This is a genomic window from Embleya hyalina (assembly GCF_003967355.1).
Classification (GTDB): Bacteria; Actinomycetota; Actinomycetes; order Streptomycetales; family Streptomycetaceae; genus Embleya; species Embleya hyalina.
Map to the genome: position 1 here is coordinate 39,022 of NZ_BIFH01000024.1, position 10,697 is coordinate 49,718.

Annotated in this window: 6 protein-coding genes; 2 read left to right on the top strand and 4 right to left on the bottom strand. The window is 71.1% G+C overall.

The genetic code is table 11. The annotated features are described in order from the left end of the window. Positions 1-39: 39 nt before the first annotated feature. Positions 40-726, bottom strand: a complete 687-nt coding sequence (gene yidD / locus EMA17_RS54275) for a membrane protein insertion efficiency factor YidD (RefSeq protein ID WP_246126884.1) — start codon at positions 724-726, stop codon at positions 40-42. Between the two features lie 101 nt (positions 727-827). Here yidD and EMA17_RS25270 point away from each other — a divergent pair, with 101 nt between their 5' ends. Then, a complete protein-coding gene (locus tag EMA17_RS25270) occupies positions 828-2,009 on the top strand; it encodes an acyl-CoA dehydrogenase family protein (RefSeq protein WP_126639415.1) in 1,182 nt (393 codons plus the stop codon). A 28-nt stretch (positions 2,010-2,037) separates the two neighbouring features. Here EMA17_RS25270 and EMA17_RS25275 read toward each other — a convergent pair whose 3' ends face one another. Together EMA17_RS25275 and arfB are read right to left on the bottom strand one after the other, a co-directional pair. Next, a complete protein-coding gene (locus EMA17_RS25275; protein WP_160161540.1) occupies positions 2,038-2,541 on the bottom strand; it encodes an ATP-binding protein in 504 nt (167 codons plus the stop codon). A gap of 248 nt (positions 2,542-2,789) precedes the next feature. Then, positions 2,790-3,212: an alternative ribosome rescue aminoacyl-tRNA hydrolase ArfB gene (arfB, locus tag EMA17_RS25280; RefSeq protein ID WP_126639417.1), complete on the bottom strand. Its 423-nt coding sequence runs from the start codon at positions 3,210-3,212 to the stop codon at positions 2,790-2,792. A gap of 105 nt (positions 3,213-3,317) precedes the next feature. Between arfB and EMA17_RS25285 the strand changes: the two genes are divergently transcribed. Continuing rightward, positions 3,318-5,327, top strand: coding sequence for a S9 family peptidase (locus tag EMA17_RS25285; RefSeq protein ID WP_126639418.1), 2,010 nt, complete (start codon positions 3,318-3,320; stop codon positions 5,325-5,327). Between the two features lie 73 nt (positions 5,328-5,400). Here the strand turns inward: EMA17_RS25285 and EMA17_RS25290 are convergent, their stop codons facing one another. After that, positions 5,401-10,218: an FG-GAP-like repeat-containing protein gene (locus EMA17_RS25290; RefSeq protein ID WP_126639419.1), complete on the bottom strand. Its 4,818-nt coding sequence runs from the start codon at positions 10,216-10,218 to the stop codon at positions 5,401-5,403. Between the last annotated feature and the right edge of the window lie 479 nt (positions 10,219-10,697).

Below are 10,697 nucleotides of genomic sequence, written 5' to 3' on the forward strand. Positions count from 1 at the left end.
CCCGGGTCGGGGCGGGCGCGGGCCCGCCCCGACCGCCGGTCAGCGCGGCCGCCGCGCCGGCCGCGCGGCCGGTACCGGGTCGAAGCCGCCGTTGCCCGGCCGGCAGCGCAGCAGTCGGCGGGCGGTCAGGTACGTACCGCGGAGCGCGCCGTGGCGGTGCAGCGCCCGCTTGCCGTAGGTCGAACACGTGGGCGTGAAGGCACAACACGGCGCGGTCTGCGGGCTGATCTCGGTGCGGTAGCGGTCGACGGCGGCGCCGAGGCGGCGGGCGGGCGAGCCGGCGCGCGGGCGGAGCAGGCTCGTGAGCGTGATCCACATCAGGCGGAGCGAGAGCAGGTTGAGCAGGCAGGGGTCGCAGCCGCAGCCGTCGCCCCCGCCGCTGCCACCGCGACCGCCGCCTCCGCCGCCACCGCCTCCGCCACCGCCTCCGCCGAAGCAGCCGCCGTTGCCGTCGCGGTTGCGGTCGCCGCCCCGACCGAAGCAGCCGCCGCCCCCGCCGCCGCCCCCGCCGCCGGAGCCGCCCGCGCCGTCACCTCCCCCGCCGCCGCCCCCGGGCAGGTCGCCCAGGCCCTCGCCGGCGCCCTCCGCGAGGTCCTCGCGCCGTTCACGCCGGCGGCGGTCCTCCTCTTCCTGTTCGAGTCGGCGACGGCGTTCCTCGGGCGTCTCGTCGCTCGGGCCCGTCGCCCCCGCGAACAGGGGATGCGGTTCGGGCGGCGGTTGGGTCATGGTGGTGCTCCCCCGTGTTCCGGATCTATGTTCGGGGCAATCTATCGGGGCCCGTTCGACAGCGCTCGGGTCTCCCGAACAGCACCCAGGAGGCACCAGGCATGGCCAAGGCACCCGCGTTCGACCCGGCCGACCCGCTCGGCATCGACGACCTGCTCGATGCCGAGGACCGGGCGATCCGGGACACCGTGCGGCGGTTCTGCGCCGACCACGTCACGCCCTACGTGGCGGACTGGTTCGAGCGCGGCGAGCTGCCCTCGGTGCGCGAACTCGCGCGCGGCCTCGGTGGGATCGGGGTGCTCGGGATGACCCTGGACGGCTACGGCTGCGCGGGCACCAGCGCCGTGCAGTACGGCCTGGCCTGTCTGGAACTGGAGGCGTGCGACTCGGGGCTGCGTTCGCTGGTGTCGGTGCAGGGCTCGCTGGCGATGTACGCGATCCACCGCTTCGGGAGCGAGGAGCACCGACAGACCTGGCTGCCCCGGATGGCCGCCGGCGAGGCGCTCGGCTGCTTCGGCCTGACCGAGCCCGACCACGGCTCGGACCCGGCGTCGATGCGTACCCACGCCAAGCGGGACGGCGACGACTGGGTGCTCAACGGGCGCAAGATGTGGATCACCAACGGTTCGGTGGCCGAGGTCGCGGTGATCTGGGCGCGCACGGAGGAGGGCGTGCGCGGATTCGTGGTGCCGACCGACACTCCCGGGTTCGCGGCCGTCGACATCCGGCACAAGATGTCCCTGCGGGCCTCGATCACCAGCGAGTTGACGCTGGACGACGTGCGGTTGCCGGCCGACGCGGTGTTGCCCGACGTGGTGGGCCTGCGCGGTCCGCTGAGCTGTCTGGGCGAGGCCCGCTACGGCATCGTTTGGGGATCGGTCGGCGCGGCGCGCTCCTGCTTCGAGTCGGCCCTCGACTACGCCCGCACCCGGGAGCAGTTCGGCCGCCCGATCGGCGCGTTCCAGCTGACCCAGGCCAAGTTGGCCGACATGGCGGTGGAGATCGGCAAGGCGCAATTGCTCGCGCTGCACCTGGGGCGGCGCAAGGACGCGGGCGGGGTGCGGCCGGAGCAGATCAGTTTCGGCAAGCTCAACAACGTCCGCGAGGCGATCGGGATCGCCCGCAGCGCGCGCACCATCCTGGGCGCGAACGGCATCTCGCTGGAGTATCCGGTGATCCGGCACATGAACAACCTGGAATCGGTGTTGACCTACGAGGGCACCTCCGAGATGCACACGCTGGTGATCGGCAAGGCGCTGACCGGCCTGGACGCCTTCCACTGAGCCGTCGCGCGCGGTCGCGCCGGGGCCGCTAGGCGTGTGCGTCCGTGTCCAGGGTGACCCGGATGCTCTTGCCGGGACCGCTGGGCACCACGTCGATCCGGCCGCCGAGCTCGGCCACCATCAGTTTCACGATCATCAGACCGCGCCCGTCCTCGGACTCCGGCCCCGTCTCCAGGAGCGCGTGCGGGCGGAAGGGGTGTCCGTCGGCGACCTCGAGGCGGATCTCGGCTCCGCCGTGCGCCGCGGTGATCCGGACCCGGTCGGTGCGGATCGCCGCGTGGCGCACCGCGTTGGACGTCAGTTCGGTCGCGAGCAGGAGCAGGGTGTCGATCAGCTCCTCGGCGATCCCCCAGCCGTGTAACAGGTCGCGCAGGCGGTGCCGGACCTCCGGTACGCCCGCGACGGTGGGTGCGATGGTCCAGCGCACGAACACCGGCCCGGGCGGGTGTTCGTGCTCGGGTTCGCGGTGGTGGTTCGTCGAGGTGCGCCGCTCGTGCCGAGCGCGGGCACGGGCCCGCCCGACGGCGGTCACGGATGACTCCACGAGTGGTACGCGACGGGGGGGAGCGTCGGTCGCGGTGGGTGTGGCGCACGTGCGGGGGAGGGCATCCCGGAGTCCTTCGCTTCGTTCGCTGCGGTACGCGGCACTGGCCGGCGTTCGCAGTCTGCGATGGCGAATCGTGCTCATGCGCCGGTTTTCCGGGTGTGATCCGTAATGCTTCGGTAAGCGACGCTTCATCTCGACTTTGCGTCCGCTTCGGAGCCTGTTCGGACCCGGGATCAGTCTCCGGTCGAGCGGCGCAGTCGTTTGATCTCACCGCGGTGGTGCTTGTTGCGCAGTCGGCGCTCGCGCATGCCGCGCGTGGGTTTGGTCGGTCGCCGGGGCGGCGGGGGTGGTGCCGTGGCCTCGACCAGGATGTCGGCCAGGCGCCGGGCGGCGGTTTGCCGGTTCATCAGTTGCGAGCGCTGCTCGGACGAGGCCACGGTGAGCACGCCGTCGACCAGACGCCCCTCCAGTCGGCGCAGCGCGCGCTGCTTGAGCACGTCGGGCAGCGCCGTGGTGGCGCCCAGGTCGAAGGACACCTCGGCGCGGCTGTCCGTGGTGTTCACCGACTGTCCGCCGGGGCCGGAGGAACGGGAGAACCGCCACGACAGCTCGGCGGCGGGTATCGGCACGCCGCGAATGTCGAGATCTGTCGTCATACGCACATGATCCCGCGTGCACCCGGCCGGGGTCGACCGGGTTTTCCGGGGTTTTCCCGGGGGTCGCCGGATGCTTTCCCGGCGTGGGACGGCGAGGATCGTGGGATGAGTGCCGACACGAACGCGGAACAGACGCAGGCATACGGTTCCTGGCCCTCGCCGATCACGGCCGAGCGGTTGGTGGAGGGGGCGGCCGGTCCCGGGGAGATCCGGGCCGACGGGGAAGAGGTGTGGTGGGCCGAGGCGCGGCCGACGGAGGGCGGGCGCATCCAATTGGTGCGCCTACGCCCGGGTGGGGCACCGGAGGACGTGTTGCCGGAGGGTTTCTCGGCGCGGACCCGGGTGCACGAGTACGGCGGCGCGGCCTGGACGGTCCGGGCCGGCGTGCTGGTCTTCGCGAACTGGAGCGACCAGCGGTTGTACCGGCTGGGGCCCGGCGACGACGCGCCGGTGGCGATCACCGCCGAGCCGCGGGAGACGGCGGGGCTGCGCTACGCGGACCTCACCGTCGTGCCCGCGGGGCAGTGGGGGGAGGGGGAGTGGCTGGTCGCGGTGCGCGAGAGTCACGAGCCGGCCGCGGTCGAGGCGCACGGCGAGGCGGTCAACGAGATCGTCGCCCTGCCGCTGGACGGTACGCGGCCCGCGCGGGTCCTGGTCACCGGGCCGGACTTCGTCTCCTCGCCGCGACCGGCCGCCGACGGCTCGGCGCTGGCCTGGACCCAGTGGTCGCACCCGGACATGCCGTGGGACGCGGCCGAGTTGATGGTCGCCGCGATCGAGGCGGGACCGCGCACGACCGGCGCGCAGGCGGTCGCGGGTGGTGGACGCGAGTCCGTGTTGCAGCCCGAGTGGGGACCCGACGGGGCGTTGTGGTTCGCCTCGGACCGCACCGGGTGGTGGAACCTGTACCGGGTGGGCGCGGGCGGTCAGGTGGAGGCGGTGGCGCCGGTCGAGGCCGAGATCGGCGGCCCGCAGTGGGTGTTCGGCGAGCGGTTCTACGCCTTCCTCGACGACGGCCGGATCGCCTGCACGGTCAACGCGGGCGGCTTCGTGCACCTGGGCGTGCTCGATCCGACCCGCCCGGAGGAGCCGCCGACGCGGGTGGAGACCGGGCTGACCTGGTTGTCCGACCCGGCCGCGGTGGCCGGCGGGGTGCTGGTGATCGGGGGTGGTCCGGACGACGAGGACGCGCCGCGCCGGGTCCGGCTCGCGCCCACCGGGGGTACCGCGCTGCAGATCGAACGGCTGCGGCCGGCCCGGGACTTCGGTTTCGACGCCCGGTGGTTCAGCCCGCCGCGGCCGATCGAGTTCGACTCGGTGGCCGGGCGGACCGCGCACGCGCTGTTGTACCTGCCGAAGAATCCGCACGCGCAGGCGCCCGCCGGTGCGCTGCCGCCGCTGATCGTCTCCATCCACGGCGGCCCGACCGCGCAGGCGCCGGCGGTGCTCAACCTGCGCATCCAGTACTGGACCAGCCGCGGCTTCGCGGTGGCCGACGTGAACTACGGCGGCAGCACGGGATACGGCCGGGAGTACCGCAACCTGCTGTACGACTCGTGGGGCATCGTCGACGTGGAGGACTGCACGGCGGTGGCCCGGCACCTGGCCGACACGGGTGTCGTGGACGGCACGAAGCTGGCCATCCGGGGCGGTTCGGCGGGCGGCTACACCACGCTGGCCGCGCTGGTGGGCAACGACGTCTTCACGGCCGGCGCCAGCCACTTCGGCGTCGCCGACATCGCGGCCCTGGCCCGGCACACGCACAAGTTCGAGTCGCGCTACCTGGACCGGCTGGTCGGCCCGTACCCGGAGGCCGAGGCGGTGTACCGGGCCCGCTCGCCGATCAACCACACCGACCACCTGTCCAGCCCGCTGGCGGTCTTCCAGGGCCTGGAGGACGAGGTGGTGCCGCCGGCCCAGGCCGAGATGATCGTGGCGGCCCTGAGGGACAAGAAACTCCCCTACGTCTACCTGGCGTTCGAGGGCGAACAACACGGCTTCCGTCGGGCGGAGAACATCATCCGCGCCCTGGAGGCCGAACTCTGGTTCTACGGCCGAGTCTTCGACTTCACCCCCGCCGACCCGATCGAGCCGCCCCCGGGCGGCGGTTTCTGACGGAGCGCGACGGGCCGCCGCCGAACCGCGTGGTGCGGTTCGGCGGCGGCCCGCGCGTGGTGCGGCTCGCCGGCTACCAGGTGCCGGGGGCTGTCTGCCAGGCGGCTTCGCCGCCGTCGAAGCCGCCGTCGGGGCGGGCCTTGAAGACGAAGGCGGTGGTGGCGCCGTTGGCGTAGTTGTACATGATGGAGATGTCGGTGCGGCCGTCCTTGTCGTGGTCGCCGGAGACGGGTTGACCGGTGTTCGAGCCCCACCACCAGCCGTCGGGGGTGTCGCGGGACTTCAGGTGGTCCTGGAATCCGCCGCTGCCGTCGGGCTTGGCGAGGAAGGTGAACATGGCGGAGTGGCCGGCGCCGTAGTCGTAGATGGCGACGATGTCGGCTTTTGCGTCGCCGTTGTAGTCACCGGCGGTGAGTTTGACGTCGGACCAGTTCCAACTCGCGGGGGGTACGCGCCAGGACAGGAGGGGCGCGGTGAGCTTGCCTTCCGGGTCGGCGAGGAGGGTGTGCAGGCTGACGCTGGTGTCGGACCAGCCGTACATGGCGCCGATGTCGGTGCGTCCGTCGCCGTTGAAGTCGCCGGTGACGTATTTGGCGGACTTGGCGTCCCAGGTGTTCGGAGCGCCGCGCCAGCCGAGGAAGGAGTCGTTGAAGGTGCCGTCGGGTTTGGCGATCCAGGTGTAGGTGCCGATGGAGTTGTCGCCGTGGTCGTAGATCATGGCGGCGTCGGTGCGTCCGTCGCCGTTGAAGTCGCCGGAGAGCAGGCGGGCGTTGTCCCAGGCCCAGTTGCCGGGGGCGACGTAGGCGCTGTCCGCGCCTTCGGTGAAGGTGCCGTCGGCTTTGGACAGGAAGGTGAACAGGCGGTTGCCGCCGTCCCAGTAGCCGTAGAGGGCGGCGACGTCGGTGCGTCCGTCGCCGTTGAAGTCGCCGGTCGTCCATTTCGAGCGGTCGTAGTCGAACCAGCCGATGTGGGCGGTCCAGGCGTTGCGGGGCGGGTCGTATCCGCCGGTGGGTCGGGCGATGAGGGTGTGCAGGGCGCTGGTGCCGGAGCCCAGGTTGTAGACGGTGAGCATGTCGGCCCGGCCGTCGCCGTTGAAGTCGCCGGACAGGTCGGTGCGCAGGTGGGCGGTGCGGTCGTCGGGGTGGTGGTCGGCGGCGCCCGCGGTGACGGGGTCGTAGAGGATGTAGCCGCCCTGGAAACTCGTCCGGGTCGAGCCGTTGGCGACGGTGAACTCGTCGGAGGTGGGGAAGCCGAGGTAGCCCTGTTCCCAACTGCGTTCGGCCCAGCGGGTGCGGATCGCGCCGCGAACCGACCAGGTCTCGCCGGTGCCCGCGTTCCAGTAGACGGAGGCGCTGTTGCCGGCGTCGGAGAGCTTGCGGAAGTGGTTGTAGCGGCCGACGTTGTTCGGGAGACCGGACTCGTCGGTGGTGGGGAAGCCGAGTGCGGCGGGGCCGCCGAGCGCGGTGTACTTGTCGTAGATGTTGCCGTGTACGGACCAGGCGTCGTATTCGGGCGTCCAATAGATGGCGCCGTTGCCGCCGGTGCCCCGGAAGGTGTTGACCCAGGCGTCGCCGATGCCGACGAGGGTGTCGTCGGCGGTGGGGTAGCCGAGGATGCTCGTCTCCCAGCCGAGTGCGGCCCACTTGAGGCGGATGCCGCCGCCGATCATGGTGGCGCCGGTGGTGGGGTGCCAGTAGATCGACCAGTCCAGGCGGTTCGGCGCCCTGAAGTGCGCGTAGCGGCCGACCTCGTCGGGGGCGATCTTCATGTCGTTGATGGGGTAGCCGTTGGCCACGCCGCCGGCCGCGCGGAACTTGGCCAGCACCGGACCGCACAACTCGTGCCGCCCGGTCGCCGCCGACTCGAACGACTCGCACTCGCTCCACGGCGTGCTGCCGAGGGCCAGTTGCCGCGCCGGGCCGAACGCGGAGCCGTTGGACGGGGCTCGGCCGGGGAATTCGACGATCCTGCCCTCACCGTCGCGTGACCAGAGGTCGGCGAAGCCGTCCTTCTCCAGGTCGCCGTCGCTGGTCAGGTGCGGGTATGCGGCCCCGGTGAAGCCGGTGCCGATGGCGGCGGCGCGCACGGCCGGGTCGCCGTAGACGGTGAGATCGAGTGCGGTGGGGTTGCCGTCGCCGTCCGGCCCCGGGGCGGGCTTGGCGCGGCTGGTGTACTGGTGGATCTTGCCCGAGGCGGTGTCCCGGGACCAGATCTCCGGCAGCTTGTCGCCGTTGAGGTCGCCCGGGGACATCAGGGTCATGTTCTGCCAGTCGGCGTTGCCCAGGGCGATGGCGTCGCCGCGCGTGTCGATGAAGCCGGTCGGGCTGCCCAGGTAGAGCCAGAGCGCGGCGCCGGTCTTGACGAGCAGATCCGGGTAGTCGGCCTCGTCGATGACACCGTTGCCGTCGTCGTCGTTGACGCTGCCGATCGAGACGATCTGGTCGGCGTCGGCCCAGTGGTCGTTGGTCTCGCGGTCGCGTACCCGCAGCTCCCGGCGTTGGCTGTCGGCACTCTCCAGGGAGCCGTCGCCGCGTCCCGGGTAGACGTAGAGGCGGTTGCGCAGGCCGTCCGGCGCCGGGCGCAGGGTGACCAGGTCCTCGTAGTAGTCCGCGGTCCAGGTGCCCCGGTGGGTGAGCGAGCGCACGTCGGCGAAGGAGCCCGCGACCGGTAGGGGCGCGCCGAAGACGCCGTTGCCCTGGCCGGGTCGGGTGAGCAGTTTGCCCGAGCCCGGATCGATGTTCATCAGGTCGGTGTGGCCGTCGCCGTTGAGGTCGCCCGGGGCGTCCCGGTTCGGGGAACGCTTCGCGTAGTACAGGTAGTTGCGCACGTCGGAGCGGTTTCCGGCGGCGTCCAGGCTGCGTACGTAGAGGTAGTTCGAGCCGGCGACGGTGGGGGTGAAGGAGACGGTCGCCGGGCCGCCGACGTTCGTCGCCGGGACGTCCCGGACCCTGGGATCGCTCTCGGTCCACCACTGGTACCGGGTGACGTCGGCGACGCCGTTGGCGGTGAAGGTGAAGTCACCGGGGGTGCGCACCTGGGCGGCCTGGTCGGGATTGCCCGCAGGGAACTGCGGCGAGGAGACGCCGGGGAGTTCGGCGGGGCGGCTGCCGTCGATGGTGAACAGGCACTGGCCGGCCCACGGGCTGAACACGCGGCCGTCGAAGATGCGGACGTCCCAGCGGTAGGTGCCGTCGAGCGCACTCGCCGGGATCTCGGCCCGGGCCACCGTGCCGCGCGAGATGTCACGGTAGATCCTGGTCGGACCGTCGGTGGAACCGTCCTTCCAGTAGTGGAATTCGGCGGTGAGGTTGTTGTCCTCGGCGTCGTCCGCGCGCGCGAAGAGCACGACCTGGTCGGTCCGGCCGATGATGCCCCCGGTGCACGGCGTCGAGGGGTCGGTCGCGCGGTTGGCCGGCGTTTCCGGCGGGGTGTTGTACTCGGTGCTGATCCGGACCGAGTCGGGCTTGAACTTGCGCCAGGACACGTCGATCGTGTCCTTCTGGCTCTTCAGGCCGAGCGTCCAGTTGCCCCAGTGGCTACGGGCGGCCTGGTCGACCGCCGAGGTCACGTTGACCTCGATGGTGTCGTTGGCGCCCGGGCAGTTCCGGCCGCCGTAGGACTCGTCGATGCTGCCGACCATGCGGTCCCAGCTCGGCTGGTTGTTCCAGGTGGTCGCCTTGCTGATGCTTGCGGTGTCCCAGACCTCGAGTTCGCCGGACCGGCAGTTCCAGGCACCCGCGTAGGGCTGCTGGAGGCGCAGCACGGAGTTGATGATCTGCTTGTCCCAGAGGTCCGTCATGCCGACCTGGAAGAACGTTTTGGCGCAGACGGTCGCGCCGCCCCGGTCGGCGTCCTTCGCACAGCCGACCCGGCCGTACTTCTCCGTCATGGTGCCGCCGTTCCAGTAACTGGTGTTGGCGGAACCGGCGATGGCGTTGTGCTTGTAGGCGAGTGCCCAGGCGAACTTCCAGTCGTCGCGCCAGACCGGGTCGACGACGACCGGGAACTTGGTGTCGGGTGCGGTCAACAGGGCCTGGTCGGTGGTCAGTTCGAGGGTCTGACCGGTGAGCTTGACGCCGAGGTCGGCGTGCTTGGCGCCGGGGTCGTAGCCGTCCGTGGGGTCGGCGGGCGCCGTCGTCGCGGCGCCGTCCGCGGTGAGCGCGCGTGCCGCCGGATCCAGGCCGGCCGTCGCGTTCGTGCCGGCCTCCCACATCTGCGGCTTGGGGGCGGTGAACACCGCTTGGCCGGTCGGGTCGAGGGCGCGCAGTTCGCCGCTCTCGTCCCTGGTGATGTCGAGTCCGGTGGTCTTCAGGCCGAACTTCAGCGTGGCCAGGGCCGGGTTCCGGCCGGCCTCGGGGGTCTTGATGACAACGTAGTGGGCGAAGTCGTCGACGTTGGCGACGACTTTGAGGTCCACGCCGGGCAGGACCTCGGGGTAGGTCGCGGAGTCGGCCTCGACGATCGGCTTCGGGAGCGTGCCGGGCCAGGTGAGGGCGATCCTGCGGTCGTTCTTGGCGAGTTCGGCCAAGGGGCCGTTGCCGCCGGCGGAGAACGACATCCCGATCCTCGCCGCCCTGGGCGCGAGCCGGCCGTCCTTGCGCGCCGTGAGGGTGTCGTCGGCCTTGACGAGGTTGCCGTCGCGCCAGACCCGGACGGGGCTCAGCGCGCGTTCCGAGGTGAACGTGCCCGAGGGGTTGGCCCAGACCTCGTCCGTCTCGGTGCGCAGCGACACCACCTCGACGCGGCGGCCGGTCTTCTTGGCCTCGGCGGCTGCCCCGGCCTGGTCGTCGGCCTGCTTGGCCGAGGCCGTTTTCGCGCCGGCGGATGTTTCCTTGTCGACTCCGGCGGCGGGTGCGGCCGATGCGGAGCCGGTCGGTACCGCGGTGATCAAACCGGCGGACAATGCCGCCGCAATCACCCAGATCGACGCCCTTTTCGGGCGATAAATGGGTGTGGGCACGGGTTTTATCAAGGGTTTCACGATGCTTCCGGGGAGAGAAGGAATGGGCTCGAAGAGCACGGCGCCGAAGGAGCGGATGCGGCACTGCCGTGGCTCGAAAACGACTGGTCGGTCCGGTGCAAAGCACCGCACTTGGCGTGAGTTTTAGCAGGTCACAGCCCTGCTTGGCGAGCTTGTCGCCTTACGGACATTACGACCAAGTGGTTGGTATCCAGTTTATAGATCCTGATTTCCGACCCTGTGGATATTCGTTTATGAATGCCGGATCGACGGCCGGAGAATAAAAATCGATAAAGTCGCCGTAACGGTTCTGCGACTGCTAGCTTCACCGCCATCATTGGGTGACGTGGATCTTGGGGGGCCCACGTCCGAATCCTTGGGTGGGGTTGTGCGCAGACGCAGAGCCCGTG

Excerpts from the sequence above, each read along its gene's own strand:
- yidD (WP_246126884.1), bottom strand. The coding sequence starts at position 726 with ATGACCCAACCGCCGCCCGAACCGCATCCCCTGTTCGCGGGGGCGACG.
- EMA17_RS25270 (WP_126639415.1), top strand. The coding sequence starts at position 828 with ATGGCCAAGGCACCCGCGTTCGACCCGGCCGACCCGCTCGGCATCGAC.
- arfB (WP_126639417.1), bottom strand. The coding sequence starts at position 3,212 with ATGACGACAGATCTCGACATTCGCGGCGTGCCGATACCCGCCGCCGAG.
- EMA17_RS25285 (WP_126639418.1), top strand. The coding sequence starts at position 3,318 with ATGAGTGCCGACACGAACGCGGAACAGACGCAGGCATACGGTTCCTGG.